This window comes from Flavobacteriales bacterium, from assembly GCA_026129465.1.
Taxonomy (GTDB): domain Bacteria; phylum Bacteroidota; class Bacteroidia; order Flavobacteriales_F; family PHOS-HE28; genus PHOS-HE28.
On the sequence record JAHCIA010000001.1, the window covers coordinates 1,437,635 to 1,455,015 of the forward strand.

The window sequence follows — 17,381 nt, forward strand, 5'->3', positions numbered from 1 at the left end:
AACGGGAACCCCGGTCAAGCACCGATCACGGCTCGGCATGCATCCAGCAATGCTCGCGCCCGCTCCGGCGTGCTGGAACCCGCATAGCAGCGCAACACCGGCTCCGTGCCGCTGGCCCGTATCATGAGCCACTGCTCATCATCGAAAAGGAACTTGTATCCGTCAAGGTCCTCCAGGGTGCGCACCTCGAGTCCACCGAAGCGCTTGTATCGCCCTTCCGCACAGGCCTTGAGAACCTCCTGCTTGAGACTTTCCGAGATATGCAGATCGGCGCGCTCATAGGCGAAGGCACCCACGATGTCGTAGATCTCCTGGATGAGACCATCAAGGGTCTTGCCGCTCTTGGCCATGAACTCCCAAATGGTGAGGCCCATCCAGATCCCGTCACGTTCCGGGATATGCCCCTTGATGGCGATGCCACCGCTCTCCTCACCACCCAGCAGCACATCCTCCTCGATCATGATGCCGGCGATGTGTTTGAAACCGATCTTGGTGATCTGGTATTCGAGGCCGTAGTGCTCGCACATCCGACGCACCTTGGGCGTGGTGCTGAAAGCCACCACCACCTTCCCTTTCATGCCTTTGTACTTGCAGAGGTAGTGGATGAGCAGCAGGATGATATGGTGCGAGTCTATGAACTCGCCGCGTGCGTTGTAAAGGCCGATACGATCCGCATCGCCATCGATGGCCAGACCGGAATCGATGTCCCCGGTGCGGCATAGGTCCGAGAATTCCCGCAGGTTCTTGTGGATCGGCTCAGGCGCCTGGCCATGGAAAGAGGGGTTGTGCTCGCAATGGAGGAGCGCGGCACCCGGTAACACACGCGGTATCACGTTCTGACCCGAGCCGTACATGGCATCAAAGGCGAGTTTCATGCCCGAATTCCTGATGGCGGCCAGATCGAACCCGCGCTCCACCTCCTTCACATACATGTCCTCGAGGTCCACGGTCTCCAGCAGGCCCTCCAGTTCGGATTTCTTCAGGTCCACGGCTGAGAGGTCCATGCCGTGCGCCTGGGGGATGAGGTCCTCCACCTGGGCCACCTCATCGGGTACCAACGGTCCACCGTGCCGGCCCTTGAGCTTGTATCCGTTGTAGCTGGGCGGGTTGTGGCTGGCGGTGATGATCACCCCCATGCCCGCCTGAAGCCGCGCGGCTCCCAGCGACACCATGGGCGTGCTGACGAAGCCGCGCGCCAGATGCACTTTGAGACCATGGGCAATGAACACCTTGGCGCAGGTCTCCGCGAAGAGTTCGCCGGCGAAACGGCAATCGTGTCCCAGCACGATGCTCCTGTGGTCCGGTTGGTACTTCTTCACCCATTCCGCAACGGCCACGCTCACGCGTGCCACATTGTCCACGGTGAATTCCTGCGCGATGATGGCGCGCCAGCCGTCGGTACCGAACTTGATCGGGGTCATGTCGCTGTGTTCAAGGCCGCGAAAATAGACCCTGTGCCTGAAGTCGGACGCTCGGTCAGCGGCGGATGCCCCGTGCATCGAGGGCCCGCTGGTACTTGCGCGCGTTCACCAGGTGCTGGTCATAGGTGCGTGCGAATTCACTCCACCCGCTCAGGTCGGCGCGTGCGCAGAAGTAGAGGTAGTCGTGCTTCTCGGCGCTGAGCACCGCGTCGATGAATCGGCGTTCCGGCATGTTGATGGGACCCGGTGGCAGACCCGTGTAACGGTAAGTGTTGTAGGGCGAATCCACCTCCTTGTCGCGGGCGAGGATGCGCTGAACGGTGTCGAGCCCCAAGGCGAACTTCAGGGTGGGGTCGGCCTGGAGCGGCATGCCGATGCGCAAACGGTTCAGGTACACCCCGGCGATGCGCGGCGCATCGTCCATGCGCGTGGTCTCGGCCTGTACGATGGAAGCCAATGTGGTGACCCGCATGGGATCAAGGCCCAGGTTCTTCGCCTGTGCGCGTCGCTCATCGTGCCAGAAATTCCGGTGCTCGCGCGCCATGCGGGCGATGAAACCCTCCGGCGAGGTGTTCCACCAGAACTCGTAGGTGTCCGGTATGAACAGGCCGATCATCGTGCGTGCGTCCAAGCCCAGTTCCGCCTGTACCGTGGGATCCTCGAACGCACGGCGGAACGACGCCGCATCGGGCTCCAACTTCTCCGCCAATCGCTCGGCCAACTCCGGCAGGCGTGAGATGTTGTTGAAAGTTACCCGCACGGGTTCCTGTTCGCCGGAACGCAGCATGTCCACCATGGCATTCATGCCCATGCCACGCCGGATGCGGTAGCGGCCCGGGTGGATGCGCTGCCCAAAGCGCTTCCTTTCACAGAGCCAGCGAAAGGCCCGCTCATGGCGCAGCGCGCCGAGGGACAACAGGCTGTCGACCACTTCCTCGAAACCAGCGCCTGTGGGCACCAGCAGGATGCGGCTCTCCTCCTTGAACACGGTGGCCGGGCCGACGAGGTAACGCCAGGCATACCGCGCCGCGAAGGCTCCGACGACCAGCACCCCCAGCACGGTCATGAACAGGATCCAGCGGCGCATGGACTTCAAATGAAGATGTTTCCCGTGTAGACCTCTCGGACCGGACCAGCCAATTCCACTCCGTCGCCCATCTCGGGCACCTCCACCCACAGATCGCCGCCGCGCGTGCCCACCGGCACACGACCCGGTGGTACCAACCCACGCGCCACGGCGCCAACGGCCGCTGCGGTGACCCCGGTGCCACAACTCAGCGTTTCATCTTCCACGCCACGCTCGTAGGTGCGCATGCGTACCTGGCCGTCCATGATGGCCACCGCGTTGACATTCACGCCCGACCTGGCGAATCGGGGGCCATAGCGATGGCCTCGCGCCAAGGACAAGAGGTCCACCTGCTCGGGGTCCTCTACCCAGACCAAGAGATGTGGCGACCCCGTGTCCAGCAGGTCCAGGTCCTCCGCAAGGTGCTCGATGGCGGGTGACACCCGCATATCGATCGCCACCACGCCGAAGTCGGCCATGCGCGCATGATGCCGCCCATCGATGGCCATGAATGCCGCTTCAACATGCACGCCGTTCATCGACATGGGATCCTCCCCCATCAACTTGCGCCAGAACGCGAACCCGCAGCGACTGCCATTGCCGCAGAAGCTGCGGCTTCCATCGGGATTGAGGAAATCGAGCTGGTAGGCCTCATCGCCGGACCGCGGTGTCTGGATGAGGAGAATACCATCCGAGCCGATGCCTAAATGACGGTGGCAAAGTCGCTGGATGAGTTCCCTGTCCTCGGTGGGGAATCTTCCAGCACGATCATCGAGCACGATGAAGTCGTTGCCAGTGCCTTCCCATTTCGCGAACGTCATCTCCATGGCCGGTGCGAAGATCGGCCAACGTTGCGCTTCGGCCGATCAACATCTTTTAACGGCCGACGCTGTTGCGAAAGGCCTGACAGATCGTTCCACTCCGTGCGGCAGGCACAGGGTTTGATCGCTTGTCGCCTGAAAACTGGACGACCATGAAACGCATCCTCGGATATGTTGCCATGGCCTTGGCGGGCGGTCTGCTGGCGCTGGGCTTTCAAGAGCTGATCAACACGCGACACACGGCCTCTGGCCCTGGGATCCCTGATACGGTGATGGCGCCGACCCACCGGGTGGGCCATGTCCCGGGAACCATCACCACGGTCACCATGCCCGATCTGGTGGACGCCGCCGAGCGTACTGTGAACGCGGTGGTACACGTGACCACGGAGACCATGGTGAACGTACGCGACCCCTTCGCGGATTTCTTCTGGGGTTATCGCCCCCCCACCCAGCAGCCGCGCCAGGGGGCCGGCTCCGGCGTTATCATCACTGACGATGGCTATATCGTGACCAACAACCACGTGGTGGATGGCGCGGACCGCATACGGGTGCACTTGAACGACCGCCGTGGCTATGACGCCACGGTCATCGGGCGCGACCCCAGCACGGACATCGCCTTGCTGAAGGTCGACGCCACGGGGCTGGACGCCATCTCTTTCGGCAACTCCGACGAGGTGCGCGTGGGCCAATGGGTACTGGCCGTTGGCAATCCCATGAACCTGACCAGCACCGTCACCGCCGGCATCGTCAGCGCCAAGGCACGGAACATCAATCTGCTGCAATACGACCCCAACAAGGACATCTTCCCCATCGAATCCTTCATCCAGACCGATGCGGCCGTGAACCCTGGCAACAGTGGGGGCGCACTGGTGAACGCCGCCGGTGAACTCGTTGGCATCAACACGGCCATCGCCAGCACCACCGGCGCCTATGCGGGTTACTCCTTCGCGGTTCCAGTGAACATCGTGAGCAAGGTGACCGGCGACCTTCTGGAGTTCGGCACTGTGCAGCGGGCCTACATCGGTGTCAGCATCCGCGACATGGACCAGAAACTCGCTTCGGAGGCCGGTCTGGATCGCCCGCGCGGGGTGTACATCAATGGCATCACCGAGGGCGGCGCCGCCCAGGCTGCCGGGATGAAGGCGGGGGACATCATCGTGAAGGTGGGCAATATCGACGTGAACAACGTGCCCCAACTCCAGGAACAGGTGGGTCGGTTCCGTCCCGGCGACCGGGTGCCCGTGACCGTGCTGCGCAGCGGCAGGGAGAACGTGATGGACCTGACCCTTCGGGGCCGGGAAGGCGGTACTGCCGTGGCGGCCAACCGCAGGAGCGAGACCCTCAGCACCTTGGGGGCGGAACTCGCCGTGGCATCACCCGAGGACCTCAAGGCCCTGAATCTCGAGCACGGGGTGAAGGTGGTGGCCGTCAACAGCGGGAAGTTCCGCACCAGTGGCATCCGGGAAGGCTTCATCATCACCCGCATCGACCAGGACCGCATCCGCAAGCCCGAGGACGTTCAACGCGTGCTCAATGGCCGCAAAGGCGGTGTGCTGGTGGAGGGTGTGTACCCCAATGGCGTGCGGGCCTACTATGGACTGGGGCTGTAAGCCACAACTGGCGGGCTTTCCCCCAGGAACGACGGCTTGCCCTTGTCCCGTAGCGCATCGTGACCGTACCTTCGCAGCCCGGTCCAGCCCCTTTTCCTGAGGGGACCCGAAACCTCCCGATCATCCACCCTTAACACCTGTTCCACCGTGGCTTCAAGGATGCGTCAGCTCAAGATCACGAAGTCGATCACCAATCGTGAAAGCCAGTCGCTGGACAAATACCTCCAGGAGATCGGCAAGGAAGGCCTGATCACCGCGGACCAGGAGGTGGAACTCGCGCGGCGCATCAAGGAGGGGGACGGCACCGCTTTGGAGAAGCTGGTGAAGGCCAACCTGCGCTTCGTGGTTTCGGTGGCCAAGCAATACCAGAACCAGGGCCTGAGCCTGCCCGACCTGATCAACGAGGGCAATTTGGGCCTGATCAAAGCGGCACAGCGCTTCGACGAGACGCGCGGCTTCAAGTTCATCAGCTACGCGGTATGGTGGATCCGCCAGAGCATTCTGCAGGCCCTGGCCGAGCAGAGCCGCATCGTGCGCCTGCCACTCAACCAGGTGGGCTCCCTGAACAAGATCAACAAGGCCTTCGCCAAACTGGAGCAGGAATTCGAGCGCCCGCCCAGCGCGGAGGAACTCGCCGCCAGCCTGGACCTGCCCGCCGAGAAGGTGGCGGACACCATGAAGGTGAGCGGCCGACACATCAGCATGGACGCCCCTTTCGTGGAAGGCGAGAGCAACAGCCTGCTGGATGTGCTGCCCAACAACGACAGCGCCCCGGCGGACCGCCTGCTGCTGAACGAATCCCTGGCCAAGGAGATCGACCGGGCCCTGAGCACCCTCACCGAGCGCGAACGCGATGTGGTGAAGCTCTTCTTCGGTATCGGTATCAACCACGGCCTCACCCTGGAGGAGATCGGGGCCAAGTTCGACCTGACCCGCGAACGTGTGCGCCAGATCAAGGAAAAGGCCATACGCCGATTGCGGCATACCAGTCGCAGCAAGCTGCTGAAGGCCTACCTCGGATAATGTGACCCACGCGCCCCGCCACCGAGCGGGGCGCGCGGCTTCACACCCTTACCCCGCGAACACAACAACCCCCATTTTTCCATCCATGGAGACCCTCGAAGCGAAGACCGGATACGAGGCCGGCCTGAAGGATTATGTGGACCGCGAACGCGCGGCCGTTGACCTGACCAATTCCGTTGGCCAACTGATGTACGGCAAGGGCGTGGAACTGGTCTTTTTCCGCAACCACCTCACCGATGTGGGCATCTCGGAAGTGCTCAACCTGTTCGACTACGCGGAACTGGTGGTGAAGAAGCCCATCGACATCTACACCAGCGCCGAACTGGCCCGTACCCTGCTGGAGCTGGACCTGGCGCCCTCCAAGCTCGATATCGGCCGCCTCACGCACGAGTACCTCACCGCCACCCCAAAACCCTCCTCCGCCAAGGACTTCCTGAGCACGACCCTTGCGGGCTTCATCGGGGAGGACAAGCACAACTTCGTACCCCGCGATGTGGTGCTTTATGGCTTTGGACGTATCGGGCGCATCGCCGCACGTGAACTGGTGAAGGCGGCCGGCAAAGGCCAACAACTCCGTCTGCGCGCCATCGTCACCCGCACGGTCACCGACGAGGAGATCGTCAAGCGCGCCGCCCTGCTCCGCAACGACAGTGTGCATGGCGCTTTCAAAGGGTCCGTCAAGGAGGATCTGGAAAAAAAGGCGCTCTGGATCAATGGCCAAATGGTGCGGTTGATCGCCGCCTCCAACCCGGAGGACATCGATTACACGGCCTACGGCATCCAGGATGCCCTGATCATCGACAATACGGGCGCCTTCACCAAGCGCGCCGACCTGGAGCGCCACTTGAAAGCCAAGGGGGTGCACAAGGTGATCCTGACCGCCCCCGGCAAGGAGATGCCCAACATCGTGTACGGCATCAACCAGCACGACGTGGATCTGGAGAACGACCGCCTGGTAAGCGCGGCCAGCTGCACCACCAACGCCATCTGCCCTCCGCTGAAGGTGATGGAGGACAAGGTGGGCATTGTGAAGGGTCACATCGAAACGGTGCACGCCTACACCAACGACCAGAACCTGCTGGACAACTACCACAAGAAGCCCCGACGGGGCCGGAGCGCCGCCATCAACATGGTGATCACCAGCACCGGTGCCGGCAGCGCGGTCACCAAGGCCATCCCCAGCCTGAAGGACAAACTCACCGCCAACGCCGTGCGGGTGCCCACGCCCAATGGCTCACTGGCCATCATGAGTCTGAGTTTGTCCCGACCGGTGACCAGGGATGAAGTGAATGACCTGATGCGTGACGCGGCCCTGAACGGCGACCTGGTGAACCAGTTGCACTACCAGATCGATCCTGAGCTGGTGAGCAGCGACATCATCGGCGACACCTGCTGCAGCGTATTCGACAGCAACGCCACCATTGTGGGCCCCGATGGAAGGAACGTGGTGCTCTATGCCTGGTACGACAACGAATTCGGCTACACCAAGCAGGTGATGCGGCTGGCCAAATATGTGGCCAAGGTGCGCCGCCTGATCTATTATTGATCCGACACGCAGGGCCGGGCATGTGCTCCATGCCTGCCTGCGGTTCCATGTGGCGAAGCCCGGGATCTTCCCGGGCTTCGCGCTTCAGGGGGGCGCGTATCTCTCCAGTACGGACCACCCGATAGGGGCCTTCAGCCTACGAAGAGGGAGATGATCAGTAGGATCGGCGGGACGACCGCGAAGTAGAAGGCCACTTGGCGAATGCGTTCCGTGCGAGGTGAGGGCTTCAACTCCCACTTGATGGCTTGGACGATCATATTCATGGACCAAAAGTGGTCCTGTGCTGAAGCGCCCACAATACCCTGGGTAGGGTATTTTTTGGGGTGGTGACTCCACTTGGGGGTGCTTCGGATGCTCTGGGAGCCACCAATTGCGGCTAGGTACCCATAAACAAGCGGGGCCGCCCCAAGGCGGCCCCGCTTCAATGATCATTCTTCTGATGGTCAGGGCTGTACGACCATCCGCTCCACATGCTGGAAGTCACCTGCGGAGATGCTCACCATGTATAGACCGGCCGCCAGATGGCCAGCCAGGTCCAACGTGGCCAGGAAGCGTCCACCTTGGGTGGGCAGACTGCGGGCCACCACGCGCTGGCCGGTGAGCTCGAAGATGTCCACCGTCACCGCCGCCACATCCTCCGCCACATGATCGATGGCGAACTGGACCTGATCGCCACGGTTCGGGTTGGGCCATAGGGTCACCTGCGGATGTGCAAGTTCCATCAAGGCGTTCTCTCCACCCGGGGCGGCGTTGTTCGAGATGGTCACATCGCAGACCCAACCCCATGCGCACCAAGTGGAGCCCTTCCGCGCACGCACACGTACCTGGTAAGTGGCACCATCCTCCATCACAGGTTCGGTCACCCAATTCAGGTGGCGCTGCACGGTAGTGGTCTGACGGTACACCAAGTACTCCTCCTGGTCATTGCGGAACTCCCACTCGTAGAGGTTCGCACCCGCGACCGGGATGGCCGTGAGGCGGTTGCTGGCGCTGTTTGGCCCACCGAAGGTCCTGGTCACCCCACAACTGTAGTTCGCGTTGCCGGGAATGTTGTTCAGGCCGGTGGGCGGGCAGGCGGCCAAGGCGGCATCCAGCACCACACGGCAGGCAGGACCGTACTCTTCCAAGGCCTGTCCATTCACCACACCGCGGACACGCACGTTGTACAGCACACCGTCCAACAGGTGGCTCGCCGCCGCCCAGTTGTTCAACTTGATGTGGCAGGCCCTGGTGGCGCCCACGTTGCCGAAACCATCACCGGTGGCATGGTTGCGGAGTTTGCGGAAGCTGAGCGAACCGTTCGGGTCGAAGAACCAGAACTCGTAGCCATCATCGGTCTGATCGCCAACCTGCCACTGTGCGCTCACGAGCAGGTTCTCGGTGGCCACCAAGTAGTTGCCCGGCAACCACCAGTAGCGGTCACAGCTGGTGTGGATGGGGCGGTCCGTGCCGAGTGGCAGGCAGAAGCCCTCACCCGGTGCCAGCGCGCTCTCCCCGCCGAAGTCACCATTGCCACGGTTATCGATGATGCGGTCACCACCCAGGGTGCGCAGCACGTAGCCGCCCCCTGCGATGCCGTCTCCGCCGGAATCGGTGACCACCAGCCGGTAGCAGCCATCCGGCAGGCAGCAATTCTCCAAGGCGCTCTGCTGATCGTCCGGCAGACCACTGCCACTGCAAACCGGCGCACCACCGCCCAAGGGCAGGATCTCCCAGGAGATCTGATCGCCATTGCCGTCGGTCTCGAAGTCGAGCACCAACTGATGCACGCATTCGGCCGGGACGCCCACGCACTCGCAGTTGGCGTTCCATGCATCACCGATGGTGTTCTCTTCGCCATCGTCGCAGGGCTGGCCAGGCAAGTCATTGCCATTCACCACGCCCAGGCAATCGGTGCAGGTGCTGTTCCAAGCGGGGTTCTGTTCACCATCCGGGTAGCACACGCCGCACTCGTCCAATTCGGCATTGCCATTGGGCACACCGGCGCAATCGCTGCAGGTGCTGTTCCAAGCTGGGTTCTGTTCACCATCCGCGTAGCATACGCCGCAGTCGTCCTCTTCGCTCGTCCCATTGGGCACACCAGCGCAATCCGCGCAGGTGGTGTTCCACAATGGGTTCGACGCACCACCGAGGTAGCAGATACCACAATCGTCAACACTCGAGGAGAGCGTGGTTCCACGCACCACGATGTCGTCGATGCGATTGGTGCCTGCCGCGGCCGTGGTCTCCTTCGAGGTGAAGCGCACCCACACGTTCGAAAGGTTGTTGGCTCCCGCAGGCAAGGACACCGCAGCGAATACGGATGCTGGATTGGGCACCGTGGTGCTCCAGGTCACTTGCGCCACCGTGTAGTCGGTCAGTGCCGAGAAGTTGGTTCCATCGGCACTCCACTCCAGTTTGAAGTCCGCCGGACCCGTGCCTGAGCGCGTTTGTGCCCAACCCACTGTGATGGCCTCATAGCCTGTGGTGGGGAAACGTACCTGATAATAGTCACCTATCGCCCAGTTGTTCGCACTGAAGGATTCCACAGAACCATTGCCCGCTGGATTGGTATAGGCCACGGACGCTGATGCGTGCGATGCGGATGCCTGTGAAGTGGCACCGCTGAAGAGGCCACCCTCCGCATTGTGCGGTCCGGCCGTGGTGGGCACACTTGCTTCGAAGGTCCAATTGGCCAGCACGGCCTCTTGAGCGATGTTGCCGTTGCAATCCGCACAAGCATTGGGTTCGATCCCCGTGTCTCCGCCGCTGCATACGTCGCAATCATCGATGCTCGCCGTGCCGTTCACCACACCATTGCAGTCCGTGCAGGTGCTGTTCCACAGCGGGTTGCTGGCACCGCCTGCATAGCACACGCCGCACTCGTCCTCTTCGGCATCACCACCCGGCACACCGGCGCAATCATTCGCGCAAGGTTCCTCATTGGTGGTGCCGCCCACGCAGTTCTCACAGTTGTCGATGTAGGCTTCTCCGAAAGGCACACCGGCGCAATCCACGCAGGCGTTCCAAGCCGGGTTGGAGGCTCCACCTTCGAGGCATACCCCGCAGGCGTCCAACTCCGAGTTCCCGTTGGGCACACCCGCACAATCGGCACAGGTGGTGTTCCACAGCGGGTTGCTGGCGCCGCCCTCATAGCACACACCGCAAGCGTCCTCTTCGGCATCACCACCCGGAACACCCGCACAATCGTTGTCGCAAGGCTCCTCACCCGTGGTACCTCCCACGCAGTTCTCGCAGTTGTCGACATAGGCATTACCGTTGGGCACCCCTGCACAGTCGGCGCACGTGGTGTTCCAAGCCGGGTTCTGGTCGCCACCCGCGTAGCAAACGCCGCATTCGTCCTCTTCGCTATCCCCATTGGGCACACCAGCGCAATCCGCGCACGTGGTGTTCCACAGTGGGTTGGCTTCACCACCGAGGTAGCAGATGCCGCAATCGTCCACACTCGAGGAGAGGCTGGTACCGCTGGCCACGATGTTGTCCACCCGGTTCGCACCAGCCGCTGCCGTGGTCACTGTGGATGTGAAGCGCACCCAAACATTGGGCAGGTTGTTCGCCCCGGCAGGCAGCGGATAGGAGAAGCTGCTGCCAGTGGCTGGTGTGGTACTGCTCCAGGTAACCGCATCCACGGTGTAGGATGCGATGGTGCTGAAACTCGTTCCGTTGGTGCTCCACTGGAGTTCGAAGCTGCCTGGACCAGTGGCGCTGCGCGTCTGGTCCCAAGCGATGTTGACGGTCTCATGCCCCGTGGTGGGGAAGCGCACCTGGTAGTAGTCCCCAACAGCCCAGTTGTTGGAGCTGAAAGACTCCAAGGAACCATTTCCAACAGGATTGGAATAGGCCGTGGCTCCAGAGGCATGCAAGCCAAGCGCTTGTGAGGAGCCCGAAAAGATGCCACCCTCAGCGGCGTGCGGGCCGGCCGTGGTGGGCACACTCACCTCGAAGGTCCAGATGGCCAGGTTGGCGTTCGTGGGAATGTTGCCGTTGCAGTCCTCGCAATCATTCGGCTCCACACCCGTATCGCCTCCGCTGCACACGCCGCAGTCATCGATACTGGCCGTGCCGTTCACGTCGCCGTTGCAATCCAGGCAGGTGGTGTTCCACAAGGGGTTGGTGGCGCCGCCTTCATAGCAGACACCGCAGGCATCCACTTCAGCATCGCCACCCGGCACACCGGCACAATCGTTGGCACAAGGCTCTTCACCAGTGGTGCCACCCACGCAGTTGCCGCAATTGTCGAATACCGCCGATCCATTGGGCACCCCGGCGCAGTCTTCGCAGGTGGTGTTCCAATCCGGGTTGGCAGGGCCATTCGCGTAACATACTCCGCAAGCGTCCACCTCGGCGTTGCCGTTGGGCACATTCAGGCAGTCCGCGCAGGTGGTGTTCCACAGTGGGTTGGCAGGGCCGTTCGCGTAGCACACCCCGCAGGCGTCCACTTGCGCATTGCCACCGGGCACACCCAGGCAGTCGATCAGCTGGCCCACGCAGGTGCAGTCACCCTGCCAGGTGTCGTTGCCCGTGTTCGGGTTACCGTCATTGCAAGCCGTGCCGGGCAATGCACTGCCATTGGGCACACCCAAGCAATCCGCGCAGGTGGTGTTCCAAAGCGGGTTGGCCGGGCCGTTCGCGTAGCACACGCCGCAGGCGTCCACTTCGGCATTGCCGCCCGGTACGCCAGCGCAGTCATTGGCGCAAGGCTCTTCACCTGTATTGCCGCCAACGCAATTCCCGCAGTTGTCGATCACTGCTGTGCCGTTCACATCACCATTACAGTCAGTACAGGTGGTGTTCCATGCAGGGTTCTGGTCGCCATCAGCATAGCACTCCCCGCACAGGTCGATATCGGCGTTGCCATTGGGCACGCCTAAGCAGTCTGCGCAGGTGGTGTTCCACAACGGGTTGGCAGGGCCGTTCGCGTAGCACACCCCGCAAGCGTCAATTTGAGCGCTGCCACCAGGCACGCCCAAGCAGTCGATCAACTGGCCCACGCAGGTACAGTCGCCCTGCCAGGTGTCGTTGCCCGTGTTCGGGTTGCCGTCATTGCAAGCCGTGCCGGGCAAGGCGCTGCCACCGGGCACACCCAGGCAGTCGATCAGCTGGCCCACGCAGGTGCAGTCACCCTGCCAGGTGTCGTTGCCCGTGTTCGGGTTACCGTCATTGCAAGCCGTGCCGGGCAATGCACTGCCATTGGGCACACCCAAGCAATCCGCGCAGGTGGTGTTCCAAAGCGGGTTGGCCGGGCCGTTCGCGTAGCACACGCCGCAGGCGTCCACTTCGGCATTGCCGCCCGGTACGCCAGCGCAGTCATTGGCGCAAGGCTCTTCACCTGTATTGCCGCCAACGCAATTCCCGCAGTTGTCGATCACTGCTGTGCCGTTCACATCACCATTACAGTCAGTACAGGTGGTGTTCCATGCAGGGTTCTGGTCGCCATCAGCATAGCACTCCCCGCACAGGTCGATATCGGCGTTGCCATTGGGCACGCCTAAGCAGTCTGCGCAGGTGGTGTTCCACAACGGGTTGGCAGGGCCGTTCGCGTAGCACACCCCGCAAGCGTCAATTTGAGCGCTGCCACCAGGCACGCCCAAGCAGTCGATCAACTGGCCCACGCAGGTACAGTCGCCCTGCCAGGTGTCGTTGCCCGTGTTCGGGTTGCCGTCATTGCAAGCCGTGCCGGGCAAGGCGCTGCCACCGGGCACACCCAGGCAGTCGATCAGCTGGCCCACGCAGGTGCAGTCACCCTGCCAGGTGTCGTTGCCCGTGTTCGGGTTACCGTCATTGCAAGCCGTGCCGGGCAATGCACTGCCATTGGGCACACCCAAGCAATCCGCGCAGGTGGTGTTCCAAAGCGGGTTGGCCGGGCCGTTCGCGTAGCACACGCCGCAGGCGTCCACTTCGGCATTGCCGCCCGGTACGCCAGCGCAGTCATTGGCGCAAGGCTCTTCACCTGTATTGCCGCCAACGCAATTCCCGCAGTTGTCGATCACTGCTGTGCCGTTCACATCACCATTACAGTCAGTACAGGTGGTGTTCCATGCAGGGTTCTGGTCGCCATCAGCATAGCACTCCCCGCACAGGTCGATATCGGCGTTGCCATTGGGCACGCCTAAGCAGTCTGCGCAGGTGGTGTTCCACAACGGGTTGGCAGGGCCGTTCGCGTAGCACACCCCGCAAGCGTCAATTTGAGCGCTGCCACCAGGCACGCCCAAGCAGTCGATCAACTGGCCCACGCAGGTACAGTCGCCCTGCCAGGTGTCGTTGCCCGTGTTCGGGTTGCCGTCATTGCAAGCCGTGCCGGGCAAGGCGCTGCCACCGGGCACGCCCAGGCAGTCGATCAACTGGCCCACGCAGGTGCAGTCACCCTGCCAGATGTCGTTGCCCGTGTCCGGGTTACCGTCATTGCAAGCCGTGCCGGGCAAGGCGCTGCCACCGGGCACGCCCAGGCAGTCGATCAACTGGCCCACGCAGGTGCAGTCACCCTGCCAGGTGTCGTTGCCCGTGTTCGGGTTGCCATCGTTGCAAGCCGTGCCAGGCAAGGCGCTGCCATTGGGCACGCCCAGGCAGTCCGCGCAGGTGGTGTTCCACAGGGGGTTCGCAGGGCCATTGGCGTAGCACACCCCGCAGGCGTCCACCTGGGCATTGCCACCGGGGTTCCCGAGGCAATCCGCACTGCAGGTACCACCCGCTTGGACCGGCGTTGGTTCGATGATCCCCGTGTATGGCTGGCCCTGACCGTTGTTCGCGTTGCCATTGAGGGAGACGAAGTAGTTGCGGTTGTTGGCCGCTGTAAAGGCATCGTTGACGATCTGGAATTCCGTGCAGAGCGCCGCATTGCTGCCCGGGTTGATGGTCAGCACCGTGACCCATTCGTTCGCGGGGAACACGAAGCCGCAACCACCATCCTCATCGGGATCCCACTGCAATTGGGCGGTCGCGACCGAGTTCCATGTACGATACTTGAACCCACCATCGATCACAGTGGCGGAGGGGCCGATCGGGAAGGCCGCACCGGTGCAAAATGCCGTACCTACCGGCAATGTTGCGGCATTGTTGGGCCAGCGAATGGTGAACTGCAAGTTGCTAAGCACCTCACCGAAGGACCCTCCATTGTAGCGCAAACGCACCAGCAACTGGTTGCCTCCGGTACCTTCCACGAGGTCAATGTCGACCGTGGAGGGCTGGGCCATGACTCCACCCATGAACGTCAGGGGCAGCGAGGCGATCAGAAGCAGACGTTTCAATGCGGGAGGAAAAAAGCTTGACATGGTCGAGGGGTTGGGGTGAATGCCAGGGTTCGAAAAAAGGGCGCTGGGCCTGGAGTGTCAGGGAAGTTGTTCAAGGCGGATGTTGGTGGGTACCACGCCACCAATGTTGCTCAAGATGGGGTCACGATCGTTGCCCTGGCCCGTGTACTTCACGGTGCCATCAAGGGTGACATCGGTGGCAAGGTAGCCTTGGATCGTATTCGTGGGCACCACCCCACCGACCGTGGCCAGGATGGGGTCACGGTCGTTCTCCATGCCGGTGTACTTCAGTTGGTCGTCCAGCAGCACGTTGCCACTCCAGAGGGTCATGCGTGCGCCATTCGCCTTGCGCGCCTCCTGGCCCCAGGTGATGGTCGCCGAGGAACCCAGATCGATCAGCACAGGCGTGGCGGCCAATGATACGGGAACGGTTGTCATGCAACCGAGGTGGTTGCGGTGGCGAACGGCCACATGGTAGCTGCCTGAAGGTGCTGGTATCCGCAAGGTGCTGCCTTCCGGCGATACCACTCTTCCATCGCGCAGCAACAGACCGCTGCGCGTGGCGACGATCGTGGCCGGCGTTCCGGCATCGCGCAATTCCACCAATACCCAATCCACAACGGCGCCATCACCCACCACTTGCAGGAGGGCGGGAGTCAGCGTCTCTCCTCCTCCACCCACCTGTGTGAAACCCAAGGCGGAATACGGTTCCGCCACTGGCACCAGACCATTGGTCCGCAGGTCATCGCGCATCAGACCGGAGCCCGTATCGTAGGGACCATCCAGCCACATGCGCAGGTCCAGGGCCACGCCGTTGGTGACGGTGGCCGTTACCTCCGTGCGGGGGCTTTCCACCACTACGTCCGGGGTGCGAACTTCCCAATCATAGAGGTAGTAGTAGAAGCCAGCGCCCGCCGTGCTGCCGGTGATGGAACCCATAGTGCCAATGGCGTAAGGGTAGCTCACCCCTTCATTGTCGCGATGCAATTGACGGATGATCTCCGTATTGTCATCGAAGGCGGTGATGCGGTGGTCGGTACCTGCCGGCACATGGAAATTGAGGTCCACCCGCTGGGTACCGGAGGGCAGATACACATAGCGCTCATCGATAAGGTTGCCCACATTGTCCACCAGCACGAAATGGCGGGTGCCATTCCCCGTGGCGTACACCTTGACGGAGACGATCTCAAAGGGCTGGTAGGCATCGAAGATCAGGGCCTGCTTGGCGGTGGCGCTGTTTTGTGGCCCACTCAGATTCGTCTTGGCGGCCATGTCGGAAAGACCTGAGTGAACCGTACGCGTGGAAGCATAATAGGAAGTGGTCTCCTCCAGCACGGGCGTATTGAAGACCCCACCCGTGGCCAGTGCCGATCCTCCAGATGGGGTGGCATACCACACGATCTCAGCGCCTTGCCCCGAGGCTGAAAGCTGTGCCGATGCCGGTCCCACCACCTCGGCCCCTTGTCCGATCGGTGCGGCAAGGGCGGGCAGCGCGGTGACATTGACCAAGCCCGAGATCAACTGACCGCAGGGGCCTGTGACCGTTACGCTGTAATTGCCGGGTTGCGTGACGTTGATCGTGCGCGTGGTGGCCCCGTTGCTCCACTGGTAGGAGTGACCTGCGGTGGCCACCAAGGGGATGCTGCCACCGGGTGCGATGCGCAGCCCTTCAGGCGCCTGAATGCTGGCCGAACCACCGCTGCCCGCAGGGCGCTGCTGGGTGAGCGTGTAGGGGATCGCCGTCCAGTTGTTCTCGTCATTCTCCTCCACGAACACATCGTTGGGGTCCACCTCGGCCACGATCCAATAGTTCCCGTTGCAGAGGCCGTCCATCATGTTGATCCACATCATGTCCAGGCTCTTGCTGTACACATCGGTACGGCCCACAGAGATCCCCTGGACATTCGTCTGGCACTGATAATTGCCATACATCCCGATGTTGGGGAAATTGGAATCGCTGTTCAGCGCCGTACCACCTTGATACTCCTGACTGGTACGACAATGTCCGTGATAGTTGGAAGTGCTGCACTTGCCGAAATCCATCAGACAGAAACCCACCTTGGCGCCAGTGGCTACAACAGGCCATTGCCGGGGGTCGGCCACACCGGGCTGTTGGAGCCGCAGCGTCATGGTCGTCCAATCATCCACATGGTAATGGCTGTGCGCCGAGTGGTAGGTCATGCTGCCGCTCATCCGCTCGTTCTTCAGCATCTGGTTGCCGTTCTTGCGGTAGACCTGCTGAAAGATGATCTGCTTGGGCTCCTGGCCATTGGGACAGTTGAAATTGGTCTGTCCACCAGACACTGTAAATGTGTCAGTGCCACATACGAAGTGACGCAGGCCACTTTGGCTCACGGTACGCACCTCAAGTGGTCCATAGCCGATATTCGGCGTCGATCCTGTCACGCGCAAGCGGCCCGCATTGGATCCATCCCCTTGCGGATACTCGCTTGGTCCATTGGAATAACTCTCCAAACCCACCCAGGAGATGGTGAGATCGGGCAACAGGTCACAAACCGTCTGGCCGGGGGTGCGGCAAACACAGGAATTGGCCTGGGTCGTGGAGCATTGCCCCCAAGCTTGGCTGAGGGACAGCACGACGAAAGCCACGAGCAGGGGGTAGCGTGGCATCATGGGACGAGGGGTG

At 62.1% G+C, this 17,381-nt stretch carries 8 protein-coding genes; 3 read left to right on the forward strand and 5 right to left on the reverse strand.

Annotation, left to right across the window (positions count from 1 at the left end; all coding sequences use genetic code 11):
* Nucleotides 1-14: 14 nt before the first annotated feature.
* Genes KIT10_06145 through dapF form a run of 3 tightly spaced genes read right to left on the reverse strand, consistent with a single transcriptional unit; the run spans nucleotide 15 to nucleotide 3,314 of the window.
* Nucleotides 15-1,499, reverse strand: a complete 1,485-nt coding sequence (locus tag KIT10_06145) for a phosphoglucomutase/phosphomannomutase family protein (protein MCW5898832.1) — start codon at nucleotides 1,497-1,499, stop codon at nucleotides 15-17.
* Nucleotides 1,477-2,508, reverse strand: coding sequence for an endolytic transglycosylase MltG (mltG, locus tag KIT10_06150; GenBank protein MCW5898833.1), 1,032 nt, complete (start codon nucleotides 2,506-2,508; stop codon nucleotides 1,477-1,479). Before mltG ends, KIT10_06145 begins: the two co-directional genes overlap by 23 nt.
* A 5-nt stretch (nucleotides 2,509-2,513) precedes the next feature.
* Nucleotides 2,514-3,314: a diaminopimelate epimerase gene (dapF, locus tag KIT10_06155; GenBank protein MCW5898834.1), complete on the reverse strand. Its 801-nt coding sequence runs from the start codon at nucleotides 3,312-3,314 to the stop codon at nucleotides 2,514-2,516.
* Nucleotides 3,315-3,460: 146 nt separating this feature from the next.
* Between dapF and KIT10_06160 the strand changes: the two genes are divergently transcribed.
* From KIT10_06160 to KIT10_06170, 3 genes are all read left to right on the forward strand, one after another.
* A complete protein-coding gene (locus KIT10_06160) occupies nucleotides 3,461-4,918 on the forward strand; it encodes a trypsin-like peptidase domain-containing protein (GenBank protein MCW5898835.1) in 1,458 nt (485 codons plus the stop codon).
* A gap of 159 nt (nucleotides 4,919-5,077) precedes the next feature.
* Nucleotides 5,078-5,941: an RNA polymerase sigma factor RpoD/SigA gene (locus KIT10_06165; protein MCW5898836.1), complete on the forward strand. Its 864-nt coding sequence runs from the start codon at nucleotides 5,078-5,080 to the stop codon at nucleotides 5,939-5,941.
* Between the two features lie 85 nt (nucleotides 5,942-6,026).
* On the forward strand, nucleotides 6,027-7,487 hold the full coding sequence (locus KIT10_06170) for a glyceraldehyde-3-phosphate dehydrogenase (GenBank protein MCW5898837.1): 1,461 nt from the start codon (nucleotides 6,027-6,029) through the stop codon (nucleotides 7,485-7,487).
* 443 nt (nucleotides 7,488-7,930) lie between these two features.
* On the opposite strand, the gene KIT10_06175 is transcribed toward KIT10_06170, so the two are convergent.
* Together KIT10_06175 and KIT10_06180 are read right to left on the reverse strand one after the other, a co-directional pair.
* Nucleotides 7,931-14,731, reverse strand: a complete 6,801-nt coding sequence (locus KIT10_06175) for a T9SS type A sorting domain-containing protein (protein ID MCW5898838.1) — start codon at nucleotides 14,729-14,731, stop codon at nucleotides 7,931-7,933.
* Between the two features lie 81 nt (nucleotides 14,732-14,812).
* Nucleotides 14,813-17,368, reverse strand: a complete 2,556-nt coding sequence (locus KIT10_06180) for a hypothetical protein (GenBank protein MCW5898839.1) — start codon at nucleotides 17,366-17,368, stop codon at nucleotides 14,813-14,815.
* Nucleotides 17,369-17,381: the final 13 nt, after the last annotated feature.

Coding starts and splice junctions, on each gene's coding strand:
- KIT10_06165 (MCW5898836.1), top strand. CDS start 5,078: ATGCGTCAGCTCAAGATCACGAAGTCGATCACCAATCGTGAAAGCCAG.
- mltG (MCW5898833.1), bottom strand. CDS start 2,508: ATGCGCCGCTGGATCCTGTTCATGACCGTGCTGGGGGTGCTGGTCGTC.
- KIT10_06170 (MCW5898837.1), top strand. CDS start 6,027: ATGGAGACCCTCGAAGCGAAGACCGGATACGAGGCCGGCCTGAAGGAT.
- KIT10_06180 (MCW5898839.1), bottom strand. CDS start 17,368: ATGATGCCACGCTACCCCCTGCTCGTGGCTTTCGTCGTGCTGTCCCTC.
- KIT10_06145 (MCW5898832.1), bottom strand. CDS start 1,499: ATGCACGGGGCATCCGCCGCTGACCGAGCGTCCGACTTCAGGCACAGG.
- dapF (MCW5898834.1), bottom strand. CDS start 3,314: ATGGAGATGACGTTCGCGAAATGGGAAGGCACTGGCAACGACTTCATC.
- KIT10_06160 (MCW5898835.1), top strand. CDS start 3,461: ATGAAACGCATCCTCGGATATGTTGCCATGGCCTTGGCGGGCGGTCTG.